Source organism: Cryobacterium sp. W22_MBD10_FK3, assembly GCF_052113745.1.
Lineage (GTDB): Bacteria > Actinomycetota > Actinomycetes > Actinomycetales > Microbacteriaceae > Cryobacterium.
Genome location: NZ_JBGQOH010000027.1, coordinates 21,449 through 45,628, shown reverse-complemented (window position 1 = coordinate 45,628; position 24,180 = coordinate 21,449). Strand labels below are relative to the sequence as shown.

Here is a 24,180-nt window from a genome sequence, read left to right as displayed (position 1 = left end):
GCCGCCCCGCCCGCCGCCCCGGCCGCCGCCCCGGCCGCCAGCCCGGACAAGCCTGCGGCGTCGGCCCGGCCGGCGAACGGCAGCACCCGGCCCACCGGCCCCATTCGCGCGGCCGTGATCGGCTACGGACTCTCCGGCCGAGTCTTCCACGCGCCGTTCCTCGCAGCCAACCCCGACTTCTCGCTCGACGCCATCGTGACCGGAGACCCGGAGCGGGGTGCCAAGGCGACCGAGAGCTACCCCGGCGTGCGAATCGTGCCCACCGCCGAGGCTCTGTTCGCCCAGGCGGCCGACCTCGACCTCGTCGTGATCGGCACCCCGCCGGAGACCCACGTTGCCCTGGCCAATGCCGCCCTCGATGCCGGCCTCGCCGTGGTCATCGACAAGCCGTTCTCGGTGGACTCGGAGCAGGGGTGGGCCCTGCTCAACCGCGCCGAGAGCCTGGGCCTGCCGCTCACGGTGTTCCAGAACCGCCGCTGGGACGGTGACTTCCTCACTCTGCAGGCGCTCCTGGCCGAGGGCGCGCTCGGCGACGTCTACAGGTTCGAGTCCCGGTTCGAGTTCTTCAAGCCGGGGACTCCCCGCAGCTGGAAGGCCGGCGCGACCCCGGCGGCCGGCGGTGGGGTGCTCTACGACCTCGGCGCCCACCTGATCGACCAGGCCGTGCTGCTGTTCGGCCCGGTCGACGACTTCACCGCCGAACTGTCCACTCGCCGTCCCGGCGGCGCCGCCGACGACGACTCGTTTGTGTCACTGCACCACGGCTCCGGCGTGCGCTCGCACCTCTGGGTGAGCTCGTTCGCGGCCCAGGCCGGTCCGCGGTTCCGGGTGCTCGGCTCGGCCGCCGGCTACACCAAATGGGGCGTGGACGGCCAGGAAGCCGCCATCCAGGCCGGCAACCTGCCCAGCGACGCCGACTTCGGCATCGAACCCGAGTCCACCTGGGGCCGGCTCGGCGCCGACGGCGCCAGCCAGGTCGTGCCGACCCAGCGCGGAAACTACGCGGGCTTCTACGAGGCCCTGGCGAACGCGCTGTTGCGCGGGGCACCGCTGCCGGTGAACGCCGTCGACTCGGCGCACACCATCGAGCTGATCGAACGCATCCACGCCTCGGTGCGCTGACCGCGCTGACCGCGCTGACCGCGCTGACCGCGCTGACCGCGCTGACGGGCTGACCCGCGCTGGGCTCAGCCCGTCGTGGTCCAGTCCAGGTTGATGACCTGACGGAGGTAGATGTTCTCGCCGAGCCCGGACACCTTCGGGTTCATGCGCAGGAGCTGCTGCATCGGCAGGTCGAAGCGCTGGGCGATGTCGAAGAACGAGTCGCCCTCGATCACCGTGTAGCTGATCAGGTTGCCGGCGTCATCCTTCACCGGGGCGGCCTCTGCGCCCGGGATGGCGCCGAGGTCGACCGCCGGGCCCTCGGGAATGGGCTCGGCCGGTACCTCGGCGTTCGGCACCAGGCTCGGATCTTCCACCACCGCAGCGGGCGGCACCGTGGGCGTGGGAGTAGGAGTCGGCGTGGGCGTGGGAGTCTGCGTCACCACGACTGTCGCCGTCACCACGGGCGCCGGAGCTGCGGAACAGCCGGCCAGGGCCAGGCCGCCGATCAGCATCGCCGGCAGCACAACCGATCGCACGACGAGCCGCCGTGACGGACGGACCGACTGCGGTGAACTGTTCACAAAGTTGATGGTGTACCCCCGGATTGACAGTTTAGGTCAGAGAATCCATTGACGGGGCCCCGCGCTGTGCCTAAAGCGGGGGACACCCTCCCGTGTTCGGCAGGCCCCGCTGGATAGAATCCAACCGGGGGAAATCATGACACCACGAACACACCGGCGCCCGCGCCTGCTGGCACTGACCCTCGCCCTGACCGCGGGACTGACCCTCGCCGGTGCCGCTGCGACAGCCGCACCGGCCGCGGCATCCGCACCGACGGACGCCAACGACTTCAGCTTCGATTCGTTCACCGTGGACTACGAGCTGAACCGAGCCGCGGACGGCCACGCCACCTTGCGTACCGTCGAGACCATCGTGGCCGACTTCCCGGCCGAGGACCAGAACCGCGGCATCGTGCGGGCCATCCCGAACGAGTACCGGGGTGCAGACCTCGACGTGAGCGTGGTCGGCGTCACCGACGAGTCCGGCACGCCGGTGCCCTACGAGACCAGCAGCCAGGACGGGTTCACCGAACTGGCCCTCGGCACCGACGACTTCGTGCACGGGCGCACCACCTATGTTCTCGAGTACACCCAGCGCGACGTCATCGGCGGCTTCGCCGACACCGGCGCCGACGAGTTCTACTGGGACGTCAACGGCACCGGCTGGGGCCAGGAGTTCGGATCCCTGACCGCACGCCTGCACCTGGACGCGGCACTCGCCGAAGCGCTCACCGGCAACACCGCCTGCTACGTCGGCTACTACGGGGGTGACGACACCTGCGCGTTAGAGTCGGCCACGGAGGCGGCCGGCACCGTGTTCACCGCGACCTCGCGCGACCTGGCCCCGGGGGAGAACATGACGATCGCGGTCGGCTTCAGCGCCGGCACGTTCACCCTCCCACCCAGCCCCGACGACTCCTGGATCGTGACGGTGGCGCCCTGGGGCATCCTGGCTGCGGCGGCGCTGCTCGTGGCGACCCTGTTGGGCTTCCGCACCTTCGTCTGGCGCGATGCCAGGGGCCGCGGCACCATCATTGTGCAGTACACCCCGCCCGAAGGCATGTCGGTCATGCTCGCCGCCGCGATGCTGGGCAAGAAGAAGGTGGGCTTGCCCGCGCAGGTGATCGGATTCGCCGTCAATCGGGCCGCGCGCCTGGTGGAGTCCCCCAGCGAGCCGATCAGCCGGCGATACGCCCTGGAGGTGCTGGACACCACCCGGCTGAACCGTGACGAGCGGAACATCTTCACGGCACTCGGCCCCAAACTCAAGAACGGCTCCCGGCTGCGACTGGACACCGCCGACCAGAAGCTCGGCGACCGGATCGCCCGGCTGCGCGGCTCCATCACCGACCAGGTCACGTCAACAGGGTTGCGCGCCCGGGGCGTCAGCCGGGTACCCGGCTTCCTGGCCCTCGCCGCCGCCGTGCTCGTCGGCCTGGCCTGGCTGGTCAACCGGTGGGCCGAGCACAACGACGTCAGCAGCACCCTGGTCGACTGGCTGATCCCCGGCGCCGTCCTGGCGCTGGTGCTCGTGGCGTTGCAGTACCGGATGCCCCTTCGGCTGACCGAGAAGGGCGCTCTGCAGCGCGACTACCTCCTGGGCCTCCGCGACTACCTGGCGCTGGCGGAAGCGGACCGGCTCCGGGTGCTGCAGAGCCCGGAGGGGGCGGAACGAATCGCCGCCATGGGCACCGGCACCGACACCGACCTGATCGTGAAGCTCCACGAGAAACTGCTGCCCTGGGCGATGCTCTGGGGCGTCGAGCGCGAATGGGCGCGCGAGCTCGGCAGCTCCTACGACAGCACGGATGCGACGCCGGACTGGTATTCCGGCGCGGGCGGCACCGCCGCCTTCCCCCAGAACCTCGCCGGGTTCACCCGCTCCGTGCGAACCGGCGGCTTCGCCACCACACCGGCCACGAGTTCCGGGTCGGGATCGTCGTGGGCGGGCTCCGGCCGCAGCAGCTCGTCCGGGGGATCGTCAGGCGGGGGCTTCTCCGGCGGAGGTGGCGGAGGCGGAGGCGGCGGCGGCCGCTGACCCGAGCGGCCGGGCGGCGCTCAGCACTCGATGACGTTGACCGCGAGGCCGCCCTCGCTGGTCTCCTTGTACTTGGTCATCATGTCCAGGCCGGTCTGACGCATGGTCTCGATCACGGTGTCGAGCGACACCAGGTGGGTGCCGTCGCCGTGCAGCGCCAGGCGTGCGGCCGACACCGCGGTGGACGCCGCGATGGCGTTCCGCTCGATACAGGGCACCTGCACGAGCCCGCCGACCGGGTCGCAGGTGAGGCCGAGGTGGTGTTCCATGGCGATCTCGGCCGCGTTCTCCACCTGACGCGGAGTGCCGCCGAGCACCGAGCACAGGGCCCCGGCCGCCATGGCACAGGCGGAGCCGACCTCGGCCTGGCAGCCCCCCTCCGCCCCGGAGATCGACGCGTTCGCCTTGACCAGGGAACCGATCGCCACCGCGGTGAGCAGGAACCGACGGATGCCGGCCGCGTTCGCGCCGGGCACGAAGCGCAGGTAGTAGTGGGCCACGGCGGGGATGATGCCGGCCGCCCCGTTGGTCGGTGCGGTCACGACGCGCCCGCCCGACGCGTTCTCCTCGTTCACGGCCAGCGCAAAGGCGTGCAGCCACTCCGTCGAGGTGTCCCGTTCGCGCTGCTGCAGCCCGTCATATTCTTCCAACTGCATACGGATGGCCGAGGCGCGGCGCTTGACGCCCAGCCCGCCGGGCAGGGTGCCGTCAACGCGCAGGCCGGCCTCGACGCAGGCGTGCATGGCACCCCAGATCGCGTCCAATCCGGCGTCCAGCCTGTCGGCACCGTGGATGGCCTCCTCGTTGGCCCTGGCGACATCGCAGATGCCGATGCCGTGGCTGTCGCAGAGGTCGAGCAGCGCGGCGCTCGAGGCGTACGGCATCGGCTGGGTCACCAACGAGGCCGGGCGCACCGGGTCGCCGTCGCGGCGGATGAATCCGCCGCCGATCGAGTAATAGGTCTCTTCCAGCAGCGCCGCGGCATCCGGGTCGTCGCCCCACGCGGTAAGTGTCATGGCGTTGGGATGCCCGGGCAGCCGGGTGCGCGGCTCGAAGGTCACGTCGCTCTTCTGCACCGTCACCGGATGTGTGCCGTTCAGCAGCAGGGTTGCCTGCTCGGTGAGGCCGGCCCAGCGGTCGCGCACGTCGTCGGGGTCGCAGGACTCGGGGGTGAGCCCCGCCAGCCCGGCCAGGATCGCATCCGGGGTGCCGTGGCCGAGGCCCGTGGAGCCCAGGGAGCCGAACAGCGAGCAGTGGATGCGGCGCACCTCGGGGAGCCGGCCGCTCGCGGCCACGTGGTCGGCGAACGCCAGGGCGGCCCGCATCGGGCCGACGGTGTGGGAACTGGATGGACCGATTCCGATGGAGAAGAGGTCGAGAGCCGATACGTACGCAGTCACCCGCCCCATCGTACGCGCGCGGCTACCCGGCGGCGGCGCGAACACGATCGGCATGGCCGCGGAGGAAGCCGAGAACCTCCGCGGACGCTTCCACGCTGTAGTGCACGTCGGCGGGAATCCAGAGCAGCGCGGTGGCCAGGCCTGCCAGGTGGTCGCTGGCCAGCGGCCATTCGGTCTGGTCGGCACCCCGGGCGCTCGCCTCCCTGGCCCACCAGCCGAAGGCGGCCCTGACCTCCGTCAGCGGCAGGTCGAGCAGCACCGTCGCGGTGTAGCTGGTCTCGGAGTAGGTCACGGCCGCGGCGACCAGGGCGGCGGCCCCGGCCGCGGTCAGCTCCCGGGGCGGGAACATCACCCTGGTCTGCTGCAGGGTGTGGATGCGGTCGAGCCTGAAGGTGCGCCAGTCGGTGCGGTCCCTGTCCCAGGCCACGAGGTACCACCGGCGCCCGTGCGGCACGAGCATGTGCGGTTCGGTGCTCCGGGTCGATTGCCGCCCGGTCGCGGCCGTGTAGCCGAACCGGATGCGTTCGCTGTCCCGGCAGCTCAACGCCAGCTGGGCCAGTAGGTCGGCGTCGACCGCCGGGCCCTGACCCGGCGTGACGGTGGTGTGCGATTGCAGGGCCTCGATGCGGCGCCGGAGCGCCGGCGGCAACACCTGCTCGATCTTCGCCAGGGCGCTCAGGGTGGTGTGTTCCGAGCCGCGGATCCCGGCGGCGGCCTGGGAGCGGAGGCCGACGGCGATCGCGACACCCTCGTCGTCGGTGAGCAGCAGCGGCGGCAGGCCGGTGCCGGCGACCAGCCGGTAACCGCCGACGGAGCCGCGGGTCGCGTCGATCTCGTAACCCAGCTCGCGCAGGCGTTCGATGTCGCGGCGCAGGGTGCGGTCCGTCACACCGAGCCGGTCGGCGAGTTCGCGGCTCGTCCAGTGCCGGTGGCTCTGCAACAGCGAGAGCAGGTCGAGGGCCCGAGTGGTGGTGTCTGACATGTTTTTCAGTATCGTCCTGCATGAGGACAGAATGTGTCCTAATGGGTTTTTAGTCTGTCGGCATGACCAATCCACAGAACACCCGAACGTTGATTCAGGCGCGGGGACTCGGCAAGTCGTTCCCGGCCAAAGGCGGCGCCGTCGACGCCGTCACGGGCCTCGACCTCGAGGTGCAGCGCGGTGAGTTGGTGGCGTTCCTCGGGCCGAACGGCGCGGGCAAGTCCACCACCCTGCGGCTGCTCACCACCCTGTTGCCGCCCACCAGCGGCGAAGCCACCGTCGCGGGCTGTGACATCCGCCGAGACCCGGCCGGCGTGCGCCGCCGGATCGGCTACATCGGTCAGGGCAATTCGGCCGGCCACAACCAGCGGGTACGCGACGAGCTGATCAGTCAGGGCGCGTTCTACGGCCTCAGCCGCCGGGACACCGCGGCCAGGGCCGACGACCTGCTCGAGTCGCTCGACCTCGGCGCCCTCGCGCACCGCCAGGTGCTCGGCCTCTCCGGCGGTCAGAAACGCCGGCTCGACATCGCCCTCGGGCTCATCCACCGGCCGCAGCTCCTGTTCCTCGACGAACCGTCCACCGGGCTCGACCCGCAGAGCCGGGCCAACCTGTGGCAGCACATCGTGCGCCTGCGCGACACCGTGGGCACCACGATCTTCCTCACCACCCACTACCTCGACGAGGCCGACCAGCTGGCCGAGCGGGTGATGGTGATGGACCACGGGGTCGTGATCGCCGACGACACTCCCGCCGCGCTGAAGTCCCGCCTGGCCGGTGACCGCATCACCCTCACCTTCGACTCGGCAGCGGATGCCGTCAAAGCCGCCCGGCACACCGGGGGCGAGGCGGCCGATGCGCTGGTCACCCTCAGCGGCGAGGCCGCGGCGGCTGGAGAACGGGCGGTGCCGCAGCTGGTGCGGTCCCTCGACGCCGCGGGCCTTCCGCCCGTGGCCGTCACCCACCGTCAGCCCACCCTCGACGACGTCTTCCTGGCCCTGACGGGCCGGAGCCTGCGCGAGGAGGGGCAGTCGGCATCCGTTTCGACACCCGAGGAGGTAGCAGCATGAGCACCGACATTCAGAGCTCGCCCCGCACCGGGCTGGCCGCCGACACCTGGAACGTCCTGGTGCGGGAGCTCCGCCCCGTCATGCGTGACCCGTTCAGCGCCCTCTTCAGCCTGGTGCAGCCGCTGGTGTTCCTCGGCCTGTTCGGCCCGCTGCTGGTGGCCTCGTCCGGCCTGGGCGCGGGGGAGACCCTGCAGTGGTTCGTGCCCGGCATCCTGGTGATGGTGGCGCTGTTCGGAACCGCATCCACCGGCGCCAACCTGCTCGGCGAGATGCAGACCGGCTCGCACGAACGCACCCTGGTGGCGCCGTTGGCCCGCAGTGCCCTGCTGATGGGCCGGGCGCTGAAGGAAGTGGTGCCGCTGATCGTGCAGGGCCTGCTGATCTGCCTGGTCTCGCTGCCGTTCGGCTTCACCGTCAGCGTTCCGGGCCTGCTGCTCGGCTTCGTGCTGCTGGCCGTGTTCGGCATCGGTTTCGGCGCGCTCAGCTACAGCGTGGCGCTGGCCTGCCGGGGCCGGGACTGGATGTTCTGGATCATCCACCAGACCCTGATCTTTCCGCTGATGATCCTCTCGGGCATGCTGCTGCCGCTCGACGATGCCCCGGGCTGGATGAAGGTCGCCGCCGCGGTCAACCCGCTCAGCTACGTGGTGCAGGCCGAGCGCGACCTGTTCGCCGGCAGCCTGGCCACCCCGGCGGTGCTCGGCGGCTTCGCGGCCGCCGTGGTGACGGCCGTGATCGGCCTGTGGGTCGGCATCCGGGGGATGCGGCGGGCCTGACAGGGTTCGTCAGGGCCTAGCGGATGGTCTTGCGGGCTGTGATCTGCCCGGTGTCGAAGCCGAGCAGGTGCAGCCCGCCGTGGAACCGGGCGTGCTCGATTTTGATGCAGCGGTCCATCACGATGGTGAGGCCCTTCGACTCGCCGTCCTCGGCGGCCTCCTGGTTCCAGATGCCCAACTGCACCCACACGGTCTTCGCGCCCACGGCGATGGCGTCGTCGATCACGGAGGGGATGTCGGAGGCCTTGCGGAAGACATCCACGATGTCGGGCACCTCGGGCAGTGACGCCAGGTCCGGGTAGGCCTTCTCGCCGAGGATGGTGTCGGCGCGCGGGTTGACGAAGTACACCCTGTAGTCGCTCGACTGCTGCAGGTAGGTGCCCACGAAGTAGCTGGAGCGAGCCGGGTTGGGCGAGGCGCCCACGATCGCGATCGATTTCGCGCGGCGCAGGATGCCCAGCCGTGCCTTGGCGTCCGGACCCTCCCAGGTGCGCTGGGTGCGCAGCAGCTTGGCCAGTGGCGAGTTGGTGGGAACGCTGCAGCTCAGCCCGTTGGTGAGCTGGACCGTCTCGGTGGACGCGGTGTCGGTGCGTGCGGTATCGGTGCTCACGCTGCTCCTCCAGTTGCGGCTGCCTGGGCCAGTGCCTGGTCGAGATCGTAAATGATGTCGTCGACATCCTCAATGCCCACGCTGATGCGCACGAGACCCGCCAGCACACCGGCGTCGACGAGCTGTTGTTCGCTCAGCTGGGCGTGGGTGGTGGAGGCCGGGTGGATGACGAGGGTCTTGGCGTCGCCGATGTTGGCCAAGTGGCTGGCCAGGTCGACGGACTCGATGAAGGTGCGGCCGGCGTCACGGCCGCCCTTGACGCCGAAGCTGAAGACCGAACCCGGGCCCTTGGGCAGGTACTTGAGGCCGCGTTCGTAGTGCGGGTGGCTGGGCAGACCGGCCCAGTTCACGAAGTCGACGCGCGGGTCGGCGTCGAGCCACTCGGCCACGATGCGGGCGTTGTTCACGTGCGCCTGCAGCCGGTAAGGCAGCGTCTCGACGCCCTGGGCGAGCAGGAACGCGGAATGCGGGGCGAGCACAGGGCCGATGTCGCGCAACTGCTCGGCGCGGAGGCGGGTGAGGAAGGCGTACTCGCCGAAGTTGCCCGACCATTCCAGGCCGCCGTAGCTGGGCACGGGTTCGGTGAACAGGGGGAACTTGTCGCTGTCCCAGTTGAACCGGCCGCTCTCCACGACCACGCCGCCGAGGGTGGTGCCGTGCCCGCCGAGGAACTTGGTGGCCGAGTGGATGACGATGTCCGCGCCCCATTCGATGGGCCGGCAGAGGTAGGGGGTGGCGATGGTGGAGTCGATGATCAACGGGATGCCGGCGGCGTGCGCCACGGCCGCCAGGCCCTCGATGTCGGCGACCTCGCCGGACGGGTTGGCGACGGTCTCGGCGAAGATCAGCTTGGTCTTGTCGGTGATCGCGGCGGCGTAGTCGGCCGGGTCGGCGGACTGTACGAAGGTGGTCTCCACACCGAACCGGCGCAGGGTCACGTCGAGCTGGGTGATCGAGCCGCCGTAGAGGTTGGCGCTGGAGACTATGTGGTCGCCGGCGCCGGCGAGGCTGGCGAAGGTGATGTACTGGGCCGCCAGCCCGGATGCCGTGGCGACGGCGCCGAGACCGCCCTCGAGGCTGGCGATGCGTTCCTCGAACGCGGCCACGGTGGGGTTGGAGAGCCGGGAGTAGACATTGCCGTACTTCTGCAGGGCGAAGCGAGCGGCGGCATCCGCGGTGTCGTCGAAGACGAAGGCGCTGGTCTGGTAGATGGGCAGGGCCCTGGCCCCGGTGACGGCGTCGGGGATGTTCCCGGCGTGGATTGCCCTGGTCGTGAAGCCGTACTCGCGATCTGCCATGGGAGTACGCTACCCGGCCCGCGTGGGCCGAAGGCCGCGACGGCGTAACAGAGCGCCACATGCTGCCGGCACCTCGAAGGGGGCTCAGCTGAGCTGCACGGCCACCAGGGCAAGCACCGCGATGAGCAGCCAGGAAGCCAGGCCCACGCCCAGGGCGCGGCCCCCGGTGCGCACGAGCTCGGTCAGGCGCACGGCGGTACCCAGCCCGAACAGGGCCATGGCCAGCAGCACCGTCTGCACGAGATCGGCGGCGTCGAGCAGCACCGGCGGCACCGGTACCAGGGTGCGTATGAGCACCATGGCCAGGAACCCGGCCACGAACAGGGGGATCACCGGCGGCCGGCTCGCCACGGGTGCGACGGCGGGGAAAGCGACGGCGGGGGAGGCGACGGCGGTGCCGCCCGCGGTCACCGGCAGGGCGGCACGGCGGCGCTCGTAGACCGCGACGCTCGCCACGAGGGGAGCGAGCATCAGCACCCGGGTGAGCTTGACGACCACGGCCACCGCGAGGGCGGCCGAGCCGGCGATCTGCGCCGTCGCGACGACCTGGCCCACATCGTGCACGCCCGCGCCGACCCAGTGGCCGAACTGCAGGTCGGTCAGGCCCAGCGGGTGCCAGAGCAGCGGCAGCACGCCGATGGCGAGGGTGCCGCACAGGGTGACCAGCGCCACCGGGGTGGCGGTCTCCTTGTCTTTGGCCCCGACGACACCGCTCATGGCGCCGATGGCCGAGGCACCGCAGACGGCGAAGCCGGTGGCGATGAGCAGGGGCTGGTGCCCGGGCAGGCCCACCCGGCGGCCGAGCCAGAGGGTGCCGAAGAAGGTGAGCACCACGATGAGCACGGTGGTCGTGATGGTGACCCAGCCGAGGCCCGCGATGTCCACCAGGCTGAGCTTGAGGCCGAGCACCACCACGCCGAGCCGCATCAGGCGTTTGGCCGCCAACGACAGACCGGGCTTCAACACGCCGCAGACCGCCGGGCGCAGCACGGGCAGCTGCCCCACAAGAATGCCGAGCACCACGGCCGCGGTGAGCAGGGGCACGCCGGGCACGAGCGCGTGCACCGCCCACGCCGCCAGGGTGGCCAGAGCGGCCACACCCACTCCCCAGATCCACATTTTGTCAACCCTACCCATCAGTTCTCCGGCCCGCGCGCAGAAAGGCCCCCCTCCGGGCGGAGGGGGGCCTGACGTGCGGGTGGGTTAACGGTGGTGGAAGCGTTGCACCATCGGGCAGTCGAACGGGTCGCGGGCGGCCAGGCCCACCTTGTTGAGGTAGGCGACCACGATGCCGTAGGACTCGAACAGGCCGGTCTCGGTGTAGAGGATCTTGTTCGACTCGCAGTATTCCTTGGTGATCTCCTGCGCCTTCTTCAGGTGCGGGCGAGCCATGTTGGGGAACAGGTGGTGCTCGACCTGGTAGTTCAGGCCGCCCATGAAGGTGTCCATCATGGTGCCACCGCGGATGTTGCGCGACGTGAGCACCTGGCGACGGAGGAAGTCGACCTTGCTCTCGTGCGGCAGCTGCGGCATGCCCTTGTGGTTCGGGGCGAACGAGGCGCCCATGTAGACCCCGAAGACGGCCATCTGCACGCCGATGAAGGCGAACGCCATGCCCAGCGGCAGGAAGTAGAAGATGACGGCGAAGTACAGCACGATGCGGCTGGTGAGCATGGTGATCTCGAGCCAGCGCTTGTCGACCTTGCCCTTGCCGAACACGGTCTTGAAGCCGTGGATGTGCAGGTTGATGCCCTCGAGGGTGAGCAGCGGGAAGAACAGGTAGCCCTGCTTGCGGGTGATGAACGAGGTGAGCCAGCTGACCTCTGACGCGTCCTTCTCGTTGAACCGGATCACGTCGGGCTCGATGTCCGGGTCCTTGCCCACCACATTGGGGTTGGCGTGGTGCCTGCTGTGCTTGGTCATCCACCAGGCGTAGCTGATGCCCACGAACAGGTTGGCGAGAATGCGGCCGGCCCGGTCGTTGGCGGGGCCGGACTCGAAGACCTGGCGGTGCGACGCCTCGTGGGCGAGGAAGGCGAACTGGGTGAGGATGATGCCGAGCACGCCGGCGATGATCAGCTGGTACCAGGAGTCCCCGAGGAGCACGAAGCCGACGCCGAGGCCGGCGGTGATCAGCACCAGGGCGGCGAACATGCCCCAGTAGAAGCCGGTGGCGCGCTGGAGCAGACCCAGATTGCGCACTGTGTGCAGCAGGGAGGAGTACTCGGTGGTGGGGTTCTTGGAGTCGCCACCCTTACGAGTGCGGACAATACGCACCGTGGGTGCGGCAGATGCTTCCGACATGAGGCCTTTGGTTTGTATCTGGACTTCTCAGTCGGTTATAGAGCAAACACTCGTCAAGCAGATACCGGCCATCCTACGGGTCGAACCCCCAAAAATCGTTCTAATTCACACGCAGTTAACAGGGGATGTATTCCAGTTTTGGCATACGTTCACAGCCGTGCATACAGTGGATTTTTACCGGAAATGCTGGTCAGCGCCAGCTCGGCAGCCAGATGTGGGCCTGCCAGAAGGCGAACGGAACCTGGGCGCCGGTCCAGAGCGGGAAGTAATAGGCGCTCACGAGGGTGGCGAGGGCGAGCAGCGTCACGACAATGGCCTTGCCGGAGGCGCTCTTGAGGAGCAGTCCGATCACCAGGGTGAGACCGAGAATCAGGTACGGCTCGAACGCGATCGTATAGAACTGGAACACCGTGCGGTTCAGGTACATCAGCCAGGGCAGGTAGCCGGCGACCATGCCCATCAGGATCAGGCCGACCCGCCATTCGCGATATCGGGCCAGCCTGTACACCAGGTAGAGGATGGCGGCGGTCGCCGCCCACCAGATCAGCGGGTTGGCGATGCCGGTGATGGCTTCGGAGCAGGTGGCGAAGCCGCAGCCGTTCTCGCCCAGGGAACTGCCCTCGTAGTACATGCTCGTCGGCCGGGACATCAGCAGCCAGGTGAGCGGGTTCGCCTGGTACGGATGCGGAGTGACCAGGCCCACGTGATACGCGTAGGCCGCCGACTGATAGTGCCAGAAGCTCTGCAGGCTGTGCGGCACCCAGGCGAGGGCTCCGGTCCAGGCCTGCCCGGCCTGATCCGCCCAGTCCCGGTAGTAGCCGCCGCGGGTGACGAACCAGCCGGCCCACGAGGCCACGAAGGTGATCACGGCCACGGGCACCAGCAGCAGGAAGGTCACCGGACCCTGCTTGAGAATCGCCCCGCTGATCCAGAACGGCAGTCCGGCGCGGCGCCGGGCGAGGGCGTCGACGACCACGAGGTAGATGCCGAAGGCCGCCAGGAAGTAGGCGCCCGACCACTTCACCGAGCAGGCCAGTCCGAACGCCAGGCCGGCGGCGAGCACCCACGGCCGCCACCAGAGGGCGGGGCCCCAAGTCGGTTCGATCTCGTTGTCGCGCTTCTCGTTCAGCCACGCCCCGAGCCGGACCCTGTGGTGGTCGCGATCCATCAGCACCGCGCCGAAGCCGAGCAGTGCGAAGAACATCACGTAGTTGTCGAGCAGCGCCACCCGGCTCATCACGATGGCGTTGCCGTCGATGGCGAACAGGAACCCGGCGATCGAGGTCAGCAGCACCGAGCCGAACAGCTTCTGGGCGATGAGCATGAGCAGCACCACCGCGAGCAGCCCGATCAGGGCGGTGACGATCCGCCAGGCGAATGGGTTGTCGGCCCCGAACGCGGCCAGCCCCAAGGCGATCAACCACTTGCCGAGCGGCGGATGCACCACGAATGACGGCGCGGTGGAGAAGATATTGCTCTGCCCGGCGGCGAACAGGGCGTCGGCACCATCGGGCCAGGTCGACTCGTAGCCGTTGTTGAACAGGCTCCACGCGTCCTTCACATAGAAGGTCTCGTCGAACACCAGGGTGCCGGGGTGGCCGAGGTTCCAGAACCGTAAGCCGGCGGCGAGCAGCACCACCAGGGCCGGGCCGGCGAGACGAACCCACCGGGTGGCCCACAGGGAGGGCCAACGGTCGGTCAGGCTGTGGGAAACACGGTGGGCGAGGAGCACCTGACCATCGTAGTGAGCGGGGGCGAGGAGCTTCTCCTGCGAGACTGGGACCATGATCATTCTGGCTGCCACCCCCATCGGAAACCTCGGGGACGCCTCGACCCGCCTGATCGAGGCGCTGCGCACCAGCACGGTCATCGCCGCCGAAGACACCCGGGTGACCGTGCACCTGCTCAAGGCCCTTGGCGTGGAGAACCGGCCCCGCCTGATCGCCCTGCACGACCACAACGAACGCGGCAAGGCCGCCGAACTCGTCGAACTCGCCCGCGACACCGACCTTCTCGTGCTCAGCGACGCCGGCATGCCCACCGTCTCCGACCCCGGCTTCCACCTGGTGGATGCGGCCATCGCCGCCGGCGTCACCGTCACAGCGCTGCCCGGACCGTCGGCCGTGCTCACCGCGCTGGCAGTCTCGGGCCTGCCCACCGACAGGTTCACCTTCGAGGGCTTCCTGCCGCGCAAACACGGCGAGCGGATGCAGACCCTGCGCGAGGTGGCCACCGAGCGCCGCACCATGGTCTTCTTCGAGTCGCCCAACCGGCTCGCCGCGTCGCTCACCGACCTCGCCGCCGTTCTCGGCGCCGACCGCCGGGTGGTGGTCTGCCGGGAACTGACCAAGTTCTATGAAGAGGTCAAACGGGGCAGCGCCGCTGAGCTGGCCGAATGGGCCGCCGCCGGGGTGCGCGGGGAGATCTGCATCGTCGTGGCCGGCGCCACACCCCGGGTGCTCGACCTGGCCACCGGTGTCGACGAAGTGCTGGCGCTGGTCGCGGCCGGCGCCCGCCTGAAGGATGCCGCGGCCGATGTCTCCGCCGCATCCGGGCTCGGCAAGCGCGACCTGTACGAAGCCGCGCTCACGGGCAAGGCCGCCGGAGCCGGGTCAACCCGCCGGAAGGCGGCCCCGCAGCCCGAGTTGCCGCTGGATTGAGCCGCCGAACGGCACCGCGCGACGTAACAGGGTCTGACGCCAGCGCAGGTGACCATAAGATGTGAGCATGTCCGACGGCTCATCTTTTTACATCACCACGCCTATTTTCTATGTGAATGATGTCCCGCACATCGGGCACGCCTACACGGAGGTGGCCGCGGATGTGCTTGCCCGCTGGCACCGGCAGCGTGGGGAGGACGCCTGGCTGCTCACCGGCACCGACGAGCACGGCCAGAAGATCCTGCGCACCGCCACCGCCAACGGGGTCACCCCCAAGGAGTGGGCCGACCGGCTCGTGGAGACCGCGTGGAAGCCGCTGCTGGAAACCGTCGACATCCGAAACGACGACTTCATCCGCACGACGGACGTGCGCCACGAGGTGAACGCGCAGAAGTTCCTGCAGCACCTCTTCGACGCCGGCCACATCTACACCGGCGAGTACGAGGGCTTCTACTGTGTGGGCTGCGAGGAGTACAAGCAGCCCAGCGACCTCGTCGACGGCACCGGCGAGTACACCGGCCAGCAGGTCTGCGCCATCCACTCCATCCCGGTCGAACTGCTGCACGAGAAGAACTACTTCTTCCGCATGAGCACCTTCACCGACCAGCTGCTGGCCATGTACGAGGCCAACCCCAACTTCATCCAGCCGGAATCCGCCCGCAACGAGGTCATCTCCTTCGTCAAGCAGGGCCTCTCCGACCTGTCGATCTCCCGGTCCAGCTTCGACTGGGGAATCAAGGTGCCCTGGGACGACAGCCACGTCGTCTACGTCTGGTTCGACGCGCTGCTGAACTACATCACCGCCGCCGGCTACGGCCAGGACGACGAGAAGTTCAGCCGGCTCTGGCCCGCCACCCACATCGTCGGCAAGGACATCCTCCGCTTCCACGCCGTGATCTGGCCCGCCATGCTGCTGGCCGCAGGGCTCCCGGTGCCCACCCAGGTCTTCGGCCACGGCTGGCTGCTCGTGGGCGGCGAGAAGATGAGCAAGTCCAAGCTCACCGGCATCGCGCCCAACCAGATCACCGACGTGTTCGGTTCCGACACGTTCCGGTACTACTTCATGCGCGCCATCAGCTTCGGCCAGGACGGCTCGTTCTCCTGGGAAGACCTGTCCGCCCGCTACCAGTCCGAGCTCGCCAACGGCTTCGGCAACCTGGCCTCCCGCGTCATCGCCATGGTCGTGCGCTACTGCGACGGCGAAATCCCGGCCGGTGGCACGCCGCAGGACGCGGATGCCGCCATCCTCGAGACCTCGATCCGGGTCACCCGGGCCGCCGACGAGGCCATCGACAGGCTTGCCCTGCACGAGACCCTCGCCGCGGTGTGGGAACTCGTCGACGAGCTCAACGGCTACATCACCACCCAGGAACCGTGGGCGCTTGCCAAGAACCCCGACGACCGCGAACGCCTGGAAACCGTGCTGCACACCGTGGTGCGCGGCCTCGGCACCCTCGCCGTGCTGCTGTCCCCGGTCACCCCGCAGGCCACCGCGACGCTGTGGAGCGCGCTCGGCGGCACCGGCCTGGTCGAAGAAACCCCCATCAACCGGGCCTGGGAGTGGACCGGCGGCACTCACGTGACGCCCCTGACCGCACTGTTCCCGCGCATCGAGGCCACGGTTGGCTGACGCTTCCGCCGACTCCACCCACATCCGGTCGCGGGAGGCGACCGCCGGCCGCGACCTGGTCTACCCGCCGGCACCCGAGCCGCTGATCGTGGGCGTCTACGACAACCACACGCACCTGGAGATCAGCGACGGCATCACCCCGTTGTCGGTCGCCGAGCAGCTCGACCTGGCGTCGAGCGTGGGCGTGCGCGGTGTCATCCAGGTGGGCACCGACGTGGCCACCTCACGCTGGTCGGCCGAGCTGGCCGCCCGCGAACCCAGGATGCTCGCCGCCGTCGCCATCCACCCCAACGATGCGCCGGAGCTGGAAGCGGCCGGCACCCTCGACGAGGGTCTCGCCGTGATCGACGAGCTCGCCGGCCGCCCCCGGGTGGTCGCGGTGGGCGAGACCGGACTGGACTTCTACCGCACCGCGCCGCACGGCCGGGCCGCCCAGTTCCGTTCGTTCGAGGCGCACATCGAGATCGCCAAACGGCACGGCCTGGCCCTGCAGATCCACGACAGGGACGCCCACGACGAGGTAGTCGAGACGCTGTTGCGGGTCGGCGCCCCCGAGCGCACGGTCTTTCACTGCTTCTCCGGCGGCGCCGAGCTGGCCCGGCTCTGCGCGGACCAGGGCTGGTACATGTCGTTCGCCGGACCGGTGAGCTTCAAGAACGCCGCCGGCCTGCGCGAGGCGCTCGACGTGGCCCCGCGCGCCCTGCTGCTGGTGGAGACCGACGCGCCCTACCTCACTCCCACTCCGCACCGCGGCCGCCCCAACGCGCCCTACCTGCTGCCGCACACCCTGCGCGCCATGGCCGACCACCTGCAGACTGACGTCTCGGTGCTCGCCGCCCAGATCACCTCGAACACCGAACTCGTCTACGGCCGCTGGGACGCGGAGCCCGTGGTGTTGACCGACACCCGCCGTGACCCCCGAATCAGCCCGGCCGGAGGCCTCGCATGACCGACTCTGCTTACAACCCTGCCCACGAATCCGCCCGCGAACCCGGCGCACCCACCCTGCTCGGGCCGGCTGAGATCCGCGACCTCGCCGAGATGCTCGGGGTCAACCCCACCAAGAAGCTCGGCCAGAACTTCGTCATCGACGGCAACACCGTGCGGCGCATCGTCAAGGTGGCCGCCGTGCAGCCCGGCGAAACCGTCGTGGAGGTGGGCCCCGGCCTCGGGTCGCTCACCCTGGGCATCCTCGAGGTGGGCGCTGCCGTGGTGGCCGTCGAGATCGACGACCGCCTCGCCGAGCAGCTTCCGTTGACCGTGCAGCTCATGCAGCCGGCTGCGAAGCTCACGGTCATCCGTGCCGACGCGTTGAAGATCGCCGACCTGCCGGGGGAGCCCACCCGGCTGGTGGCGAACCTGCCGTACAACGTGTCGGTGCCGGTCCTGCTGCACCTGCTCGAGCACTTCGCCTCCATCCGCGCCGGCGTCGTGATGGTGCAGGCCGAGGTGGGCGAGCGCCTCGCTGCTGCACCCGGGTCGAAGATCTACGGCAGCCCCAGCGTCAAGGCCGCCTGGTACGGCACGTTCCGCACCGCGGGCAAGGTGAGCCGGCAGGTGTTCTGGCCGGTCCCCAACGTCGACTCCATCCTCATCGCCTTCGAACGACGCGCCGAGGAACTCGAATCGGAGGAACTGCGCCTGGCGACGTTCGCGCTCGTCGACGGTGCCTTCCAGCAGCGCCGCAAGATGCTGCGCCAGTCGCTGTCGGGTGTGCTGGGCGACTCCGCCCAGGCCACGGCCGTGCTCAGCGCGGCGGGCATCGATCCCACCGAGCGCGGCGAGCAGCTCACCGTCAACGACTTCCTGGCGATTGCCCGGGCCTGGCTGGCCTAGGTTAGAACCATGACCAACACGGCGACGACCTCACCGGTTGTGCATGCGAGGGCCCCGGGCAAAATCAACGTCTTCCTCAAGGTGGGGGCCGTGATGCACGACGGCTACCACGATCTCGCCACCGCGTTCCAGGCCGTCTCGCTCTATGAAGACGTGCGTGCGCGCGCCGCCGACGACTTCAGCGTCGCGTTCACCGGCTCGGTCGACACCTCCGGGCTCGCCGTCGACGGCAGCAACCTGGCGATCAAGGCCGCCCGCGCACTGGCCAGGGCCACCGGGTACACCGGCGGGGTGCACCTCGAGATCGACAAGAACGTTCCCATCGCCGGCGGCATGGGCGGCGGGTCTGCGGATGCCGCGGCAACGCTGCTGGCCTGCGACGCGCTGTGGGGAACCGAGCTCAGCCGCGAGGAGCTGCTCAAGATCGCGGCCACCCTCGGCGCGGATGTTCCCTTCGCCGTCACCGGCGGCACCGCCATCGGCACCGGACGCGGTGACCAGCTGAGCCCTGCCCTGGCCAAGGGCACCTTCCACTGGGTGCTCGCCCTGGCCGAGTTCGGCATGTCTACGCCGTCGGTGTACAGCGAGTTGGACAGGCACCGCACCCGGCACGCCCAGGACATCTTCCCCGTGCAGCAGCAGCCCACGGTGGACGCCAATGTGCTGCAGGCCCTGCGTGCCGGCGACCCGGCGATGCTCGCCGAGTCGATGCACAACGACCTGCAGGCGCCGGCGCTGCAGCTGGCCCCCGGTCTGGGTCGGGTGCTGGAGCTCGGCGAGGCGAACGGCGCACTGGCCGGGATCCTGTCCGGGTCCGGTCCCACCGTCGCGTTCCTCGTGCCCGACGTGGATGCCGGCCTCGAACTGCAGGTCGCGCTCAGCGCCGCCCGACTGCGCGTGGTGCGGGCAACGGGCCCCGTGCACGGCGCCCGCATCCTCACCACGTAGAGACCGGCGGTCGGGGCTCTCAGCTGCGGGCGATAGGCTCGAACCCTATGGCACATTTGCTCGGGGCCGAGTCCCTGCACCTTGAATTTCCCACCCGCGTCATCTTCGACAGCGTCACCGCCGGACTGAACGAGGGTGACCGCATTGGCATCGTCGGCCGCAACGGCGACGGCAAGTCCACCCTCCTGCGCCTGCTCGCCGGCCGCATGGAGCCCGATTCCGGCCGGGTGACCCGAAGGCGCGGCGTCACCATCGGCGTGCTCGACCAGTCCGACGACCTCGTCAACGGTCAGACCGTTGGCCACACCATCGTCGGCGGCATCGACGAGCACGTCTGGGCCGGCGACGCCAAGGTTCGCGACGTCATCGCGGGCCTCGTGCGCGACATCCCCTGGGACACCCTCGTCGACGACCTCTCCGGTGGCCAGCGCCGCCGGGTGGCCCTCGCCCAGGTGCTCATCGGCGACCACGACGTGGTCTTCCTCGATGAGCCCACCAACCACCTCGACGTGGAAGGCATCTCCTGGCTGGCCGGCCACCTCAAGAACCGGTGGGCCCAGAATTCCGGCGGCCTCGTGGTCGTCACCCACGACCGGTGGTTCCTCGACGAGGTCTGCAACATGACCTGGGAGGTGCACGACCGCCTGATCGAACCGTTCGAGGGTGGTTACGCCGCCTACATCCTGCAGCGCGTGGAGCGCGACCGGATGAGCGCCGTGATGGAGGGCAAGCGCCAGAACCTGATGAAGAAGGAATTGGCGTGGCTGCGCCGCGGAGCCCCCGCCCGCACCGCCAAGCCCAAGTTCCGCATCGACGCCGCCAACGAACTGATCGAGAACGAGCCGCCGCCCCGCGACACCGTGTCGATGCAGTCGATGGCCATGCAGCGCCTCGGCAAGGATGTCGTCGACCTCGTCGACGTCTCCGTGAGCTTCGGCGAGAAGACCGTGCTCAACGGCATCACCTGGCTGATCGCACCGGGCGAGCGCACCGGCATCCTCGGAGTCAACGGCGCCGGCAAGTCGACCCTGCTCAACCTGGTCGCCGGCACCCTCACTCCCGACACCGGCAAGGTCAAGCGCGGCAAGACCATCAAGGTGGCCGTGCTCACCCAGCAGCTGTTCGAGCTCGACGACATCCGCAACGACAGGGTCAGCGACGTCATCGCCCGCCAGCGCACCTCGTACATGGCCGGCGGCAAGGAGATCACGCCCGGCCAGATGCTCGAGCGCATGGGCTTCATGAGCGCTCAGCTCTCCACCCAGGTCAAGGACCTCTCCGGTGGCCAGAAGCGCCGCCTGCAGCTGCTCTTGATCGTGCTGGACGAGCCGAACGTGCTCATCCTCGACGAGCCCACCAACGACCTGGACACCGACATGCTCGCCGCCATGGAAGACCTGCTCGACTCCTTCCCCGGCACGCTCCTGGTGGTCTCGCACGACCGGTACCTGATCGAGCGGGTCACCGACAACCAGTACGCGGTCTCCGACGGTGGCTTCCACCACCTGCCCGGCGGCGTCGACCAGTACCTGGAGCTGCGCAAACGCCAGGTCGCCGGCGGCAGTTTCACAGCGGATGCGGCCTCGCCGACCTCCGCCACCGCCAAGGGTTCCGGCAAGCCGGCGCTCGGCGGCGCCGAGCTGCGGAACGCCCAGAAGGAACTCGCCTCCATCGACCGCAAGGTTGCCAAGCAGCAGGCGAAGATCAAGGAACTTCACAATTCCCTGGCCGCACACGACCAGAGCGACTACACGGGCCTGGGCAAACTCCAGGCCGAGGTCACCCTGGCCGAAGACGCCGTCGCGGGCTTCGAAACCCGCTGGGTGGAACTCTCGGTGCTGCTCGAGAAGTGAACCAACTGTTTCACGCAGCCGGCCCCCGGTTGCATGAGGACCGCCCAGTTCGCAGATTCTGTGACTGGGCGGTTTTTGTCGAAGTATCTGTGACGTTCCGTGACCTGGCGCCCCACGCGTCGTGCGAGCTGCGGCTACCGTAGAAGAGTGCCACGCGACGCTGCAGCACAGATTCCCGCGCGCACAGTTTCGTGGCGTTCTCTGTGCCTGAAACGAACGTGTCGTGAGCGGCGCGACCTGCCTGCACCGGGCGGACACACAGACAGCAATCGAAACGTGGAGAACAGCGTGAAGAACATCAGCGTGAAAAAGGGCCTTCTGGCCACCGTGGCCCTCGGCGCCAGCCTGACCCTGCTCGCCGGTTGCGCCGGCGGAGCGGGCGGCGAGGACGAGACCGTGAAGATCGGCGTCGTCGGTGCCAGCGACCCGTACTGGGCCGACTACACCGAGGCCGCCGCGGCCGAGGGCATCACCGTGGAGATCGTCGACTTCGCCGAGTACAACCAGCCCAACCCGGCGTTGAGCAACGGTGACATCGACATCAACCAGTTCCAGCACCTGGTCTACCTGGCCGACTACAACGTCTCCAGCGGCGAAGACCTCACGCCCATCGGCGCAACGGCCATCTACCCGCTCGGGCTGTACTCCACCAAGGTCACCGATGTGGCGGAGCTGAAGAAGGGCGACACCGTCGCCGTGCCCAACGACGCGAGCAACCTGGCCCGCGCCCTGCTCGTGCTGCAGAGCGCCGACCTGGTGACCCTCAAGGACGGCGGCACCATCTTCTCCACCCTCGACGACGTCGACACCGACAAGTCGAAGGTCACCGTCACCGCCCTCGAGCCCTCGCTCACCGCCACGTCGCTGCCCGACGTTGACGCGGCGATCATCAACAACGACTTCGTGGAGAAGGCCGGTCTCTCGTTCGACGACGCCCTCGTCAAGGACGACCCGTCCGACGAGTCCGCGCTGCCCTACGTGAACGTGTTCGCCGTGCGCGCCGAGGACAAGGACAACGAGACCTACGCCAAGCTGGTCGACCTGTTCCAGACCACCTCGACCGTCACCGACGGCCTCCTCGAGGTCTCCGGCAACTCGGCAGTGCTGGCCACGACGTCGCCCGCCGACCTGCAGGCCGCCCTGGCCACGGTCGAGGAAGACACCGCAGACCAGAAGTAGGCAGTACAACGGCCGGCCGGAACGCTCAGCGTTCTGGTCGGCCTTTCCCCGTTTCAACCGAAGGATCTGCATGCCCGCTCCAACCCCACTCGTGGAACTCCGCAACGTCAGCAAGGTGTACCCGGCCACTCTCAAGGGTGCCCCGGATGTGACGGCGATCGACGACGTGAGCCTCACCGTCGACGCCGGCGACGTTTACGGCATCATCGGCTACTCCGGGGCGGGCAAGAGCACCCTGGTGCGGCTCGTGAACGTGCTCGAACGCTCGACCGCCGGTGAGATCCTGATCGACGGTCGTGATGTGGCCCGCCTGCCCGAACGCGAGCTGCGGCCGGTGCGCCTGGGCATCGGCATGATCTTCCAGCAATTCAACCTGCTCAACTCCCGCACTGTCGCCCGCAACGTGGCCTACCCGCTCGAGGTGGCCGGCCGCGAGAAGGCCGACCGCGCCAAGCGGGTCGCCGAGATGCTTGATTTTGTGGGACTGGCCGACAAGGCCGGGTCCTACCCCGACCAGCTCTCCGGCGGGCAGAAACAGCGGGTGGGCATCGCCAGGGCGCTCGCGTCGTCGCCGGCGCTCCTGCTGGCCGACGAGGCCACCAGCGCCCTCGACCCCGAGACCACCCACGAGGTGCTCGAGCTGCTCAAGCGGGTCAACCGCGAGTTCGGCGTCACCATCATCGTCATCACCCACGAAATGGATGTCATCCAGACCCTGGCCACCAAGGTCGCCGTGATGGACCAGGGCCGCATCATCGAACGCGGCGACGTGTTCGATGTGTTCTCGAACCCGCAGCAAGCGGCATCCGCTCGTTTCGTGTCGACGGTGGTCAAGGGACTGCCGTCCAAGCCGGAGCTGGAGGTGCTCCGCGCCCGGCACACCGGCCGGATCGTGACTCTCGCGTTCCGCAGCGACACGGTCGACCAGACCCAGGTTTTCGGCGAGCTGTCCCGCGACGGCATCGCCTTCCAGGTCGTCTACGGCGGCATCAACGAGATCCAGGGGCGCCCGTTCGGGCACCTCACCCTCGCGCTGACCGGCGACGATTCCACCATTGACGCCGCACTGGATCGCGTGCGGGCGCTCACCACAGTCACCGAGGTGCGTTGATCATGGACGGTCTTATCGATCTTCTGCCCGAACTCTGGAAAGCCGCCTGGGAGACCCTGTACATCGTGGGGCTCACGCTGCTCTTCGGTGGCTTCGGCGGGCTCATCGTGGGCCTCGGCCTCTACCTCACCCGGGCCGGCAGCATCCTGGCCAACCGCTCCGTGTTCGGGGTGCTCAACGTACTCGTGAACACGATCAGGCCCATCCCGTTCATCATCTTCCTGGCCGCGGTGCAACCGCTCACCCGCGCCGTCGTCGGCACCGGCATCGGCAACAACGCGATGATCTTCACCATCGCGCTGGCCGCCATGTTCGCCATGGCCCGCATCGTGGAGCAGAATCTGCTCACCGTGACGCCCGGCGTGATCGAGGCGGCCCGCAGCGTGGGCGCCGGACCGGTGCGCATCATCTTCACGGTGCTGCTACCCGAGGCGCTCGGCCCGCTGATTCTGGGCTACACCTTCATCTTCGTGGCCCTCGTGGACATGTCGGCGGTGGCCGGCTACGTCGGCGGCGGCGGGCTCGGCGCGTTCGCCCTGCTCTACGGCTGGCGCCAATTCGACCCCGTAGTCACCTGGGCCGCGGTGCTGCTGATCATCATCTTCGTCCAGCTGGTGCAGTTCCTCGGCAACCGGCTGGCCCGCAAGGCCCTCCGCCGCTAGTCAGCGTACGGTCAGCGCTCGTACACCTCTCGTTCAGCACAGTGACCGCTCGCGGTCACCTCGCCCCACGAATGTTCTGGCTGAGGCTGGCTACGCCACCGTTGTCCACACCGACGCTCCGGTCGGTTCGTCCTCGCACCGAGTCATTCCAGGGTTGTG

At 69.0% G+C, this 24,180-nt stretch carries 21 protein-coding genes; 13 read left to right on the top strand and 8 right to left on the bottom strand.

Annotated features, from left to right (window positions below):
• Positions 1-102: 102 nt before the first annotated feature.
• Positions 103-1,122, top strand: coding sequence for a Gfo/Idh/MocA family protein (locus tag ACEN2M_RS17360; protein WP_441649395.1), 1,020 nt, complete (start codon positions 103-105; stop codon positions 1,120-1,122).
• A 65-nt stretch (positions 1,123-1,187) separates the two neighbouring features.
• On the opposite strand, the gene ACEN2M_RS17355 is transcribed toward ACEN2M_RS17360, so the two are convergent.
• On the bottom strand, positions 1,188-1,640 hold the full coding sequence (locus ACEN2M_RS17355; RefSeq protein ID WP_441649392.1) for a LysM peptidoglycan-binding domain-containing protein: 453 nt from the start codon (positions 1,638-1,640) through the stop codon (positions 1,188-1,190).
• Positions 1,641-1,821: 181 nt separating this feature from the next.
• On the opposite strand from ACEN2M_RS17355, the gene ACEN2M_RS17350 reads away from it, so the two are divergent.
• Positions 1,822-3,702, top strand: a complete 1,881-nt coding sequence (locus ACEN2M_RS17350) for a DUF2207 domain-containing protein (RefSeq protein ID WP_441649391.1) — start codon at positions 1,822-1,824, stop codon at positions 3,700-3,702.
• A 20-nt stretch (positions 3,703-3,722) separates the two neighbouring features.
• Here the strand turns inward: ACEN2M_RS17350 and ACEN2M_RS17345 are convergent, their stop codons facing one another.
• Both ACEN2M_RS17345 and ACEN2M_RS17340 read right to left on the bottom strand, forming a co-directional pair.
• Positions 3,723-5,102: an L-serine ammonia-lyase gene (locus tag ACEN2M_RS17345; protein WP_441649390.1), complete on the bottom strand. Its 1,380-nt coding sequence runs from the start codon at positions 5,100-5,102 to the stop codon at positions 3,723-3,725.
• Positions 5,103-5,124: 22 nt separating this feature from the next.
• Positions 5,125-6,084, bottom strand: coding sequence for a helix-turn-helix transcriptional regulator (locus ACEN2M_RS17340; protein ID WP_441649389.1), 960 nt, complete (start codon positions 6,082-6,084; stop codon positions 5,125-5,127).
• A 62-nt stretch (positions 6,085-6,146) separates the two neighbouring features.
• On the opposite strand from ACEN2M_RS17340, the gene ACEN2M_RS17335 reads away from it, so the two are divergent.
• Together ACEN2M_RS17335 and ACEN2M_RS17330 are read left to right on the top strand one after the other, a co-directional pair.
• Positions 6,147-7,154, top strand: coding sequence for an ATP-binding cassette domain-containing protein (locus ACEN2M_RS17335; RefSeq protein ID WP_441649388.1), 1,008 nt, complete (start codon positions 6,147-6,149; stop codon positions 7,152-7,154).
• Positions 7,151-7,930 (top strand): ABC transporter permease, encoded by a 780-nt coding sequence (locus ACEN2M_RS17330; protein ID WP_441649387.1) that lies wholly within the window; start codon positions 7,151-7,153, stop codon positions 7,928-7,930. The genes ACEN2M_RS17335 and ACEN2M_RS17330 overlap by 4 nt, the downstream gene beginning before the upstream one ends.
• Positions 7,931-7,946: 16 nt before the next feature.
• Here ACEN2M_RS17330 and ACEN2M_RS17325 read toward each other — a convergent pair whose 3' ends face one another.
• The 5 genes from ACEN2M_RS17325 to ACEN2M_RS17305 form a co-directional block, all read right to left on the bottom strand.
• Positions 7,947-8,447, bottom strand: a complete 501-nt coding sequence (locus ACEN2M_RS17325; RefSeq protein WP_441649394.1) for a CoA-binding protein — start codon at positions 8,445-8,447, stop codon at positions 7,947-7,949.
• Positions 8,448-8,536: 89 nt separating this feature from the next.
• A complete protein-coding gene (locus tag ACEN2M_RS17320; RefSeq protein WP_441649386.1) occupies positions 8,537-9,838 on the bottom strand; it encodes an O-acetylhomoserine aminocarboxypropyltransferase/cysteine synthase family protein in 1,302 nt (433 codons plus the stop codon).
• Positions 9,839-9,922: 84 nt separating this feature from the next.
• Positions 9,923-10,957, bottom strand: a complete 1,035-nt coding sequence (locus ACEN2M_RS17315) for a YeiH family protein (RefSeq protein WP_441649385.1) — start codon at positions 10,955-10,957, stop codon at positions 9,923-9,925.
• A gap of 84 nt (positions 10,958-11,041) precedes the next feature.
• Positions 11,042-12,142, bottom strand: a complete 1,101-nt coding sequence (locus ACEN2M_RS17310) for a fatty acid desaturase family protein (RefSeq protein ID WP_441649384.1) — start codon at positions 12,140-12,142, stop codon at positions 11,042-11,044.
• A gap of 190 nt (positions 12,143-12,332) precedes the next feature.
• Positions 12,333-13,928 carry a dolichyl-phosphate-mannose--protein mannosyltransferase gene (locus tag ACEN2M_RS17305; RefSeq protein WP_441649383.1) on the bottom strand — a complete coding sequence of 532 codons (1,596 nt, stop codon included), beginning with the start codon at positions 13,926-13,928 and terminating at the stop codon, positions 12,333-12,335.
• Here ACEN2M_RS17305 and rsmI point away from each other — a divergent pair.
• The 9 genes from rsmI (at position 13,927) to ACEN2M_RS17260 (ending at position 24,021) form a co-directional block, all read left to right on the top strand.
• The gene (gene rsmI / locus ACEN2M_RS17300) at positions 13,927-14,802 is read left to right on the top strand and encodes a 16S rRNA (cytidine(1402)-2'-O)-methyltransferase (RefSeq protein WP_441649382.1); all 876 of its coding nucleotides are present in this window, start codon (positions 13,927-13,929) and stop codon (positions 14,800-14,802) included. The genes ACEN2M_RS17305 and rsmI overlap by 2 nt on opposite strands.
• A gap of 67 nt (positions 14,803-14,869) precedes the next feature.
• On the top strand, positions 14,870-16,432 hold the full coding sequence (gene metG / locus ACEN2M_RS17295) for a methionine--tRNA ligase (RefSeq protein WP_441649381.1): 1,563 nt from the start codon (positions 14,870-14,872) through the stop codon (positions 16,430-16,432).
• On the top strand, positions 16,425-17,381 hold the full coding sequence (locus ACEN2M_RS17290; RefSeq protein WP_441649380.1) for a TatD family hydrolase: 957 nt from the start codon (positions 16,425-16,427) through the stop codon (positions 17,379-17,381). The genes metG and ACEN2M_RS17290 overlap by 8 nt, the downstream gene beginning before the upstream one ends.
• Complete coding sequence (rsmA, locus tag ACEN2M_RS17285; RefSeq protein ID WP_441649379.1) at positions 17,378-18,268, top strand: 16S rRNA (adenine(1518)-N(6)/adenine(1519)-N(6))-dimethyltransferase RsmA; 891 nt, start codon at positions 17,378-17,380, stop codon at positions 18,266-18,268. Before ACEN2M_RS17290 ends, rsmA begins: the two co-directional genes overlap by 4 nt.
• A 9-nt stretch (positions 18,269-18,277) precedes the next feature.
• Positions 18,278-19,216 (top strand): 4-(cytidine 5'-diphospho)-2-C-methyl-D-erythritol kinase, encoded by a 939-nt coding sequence (locus tag ACEN2M_RS17280; protein ID WP_441649378.1) that lies wholly within the window; start codon positions 18,278-18,280, stop codon positions 19,214-19,216.
• 47 nt (positions 19,217-19,263) lie between these two features.
• Positions 19,264-21,069: an ABC-F family ATP-binding cassette domain-containing protein gene (locus ACEN2M_RS17275; protein WP_441649377.1), complete on the top strand. Its 1,806-nt coding sequence runs from the start codon at positions 19,264-19,266 to the stop codon at positions 21,067-21,069.
• 288 nt (positions 21,070-21,357) lie between these two features.
• Positions 21,358-22,248 carry a MetQ/NlpA family ABC transporter substrate-binding protein gene (locus tag ACEN2M_RS17270; protein ID WP_441649376.1) on the top strand — a complete coding sequence of 297 codons (891 nt, stop codon included), beginning with the start codon at positions 21,358-21,360 and terminating at the stop codon, positions 22,246-22,248.
• Positions 22,249-22,318: 70 nt separating this feature from the next.
• On the top strand, positions 22,319-23,359 hold the full coding sequence (locus ACEN2M_RS17265; RefSeq protein ID WP_441649375.1) for a methionine ABC transporter ATP-binding protein: 1,041 nt from the start codon (positions 22,319-22,321) through the stop codon (positions 23,357-23,359).
• Positions 23,360-23,361: 2 nt separating this feature from the next.
• Complete coding sequence (locus ACEN2M_RS17260; protein ID WP_441649374.1) at positions 23,362-24,021, top strand: methionine ABC transporter permease; 660 nt, start codon at positions 23,362-23,364, stop codon at positions 24,019-24,021.
• The last annotated feature ends 159 nt before the right edge of the window (positions 24,022-24,180 follow it).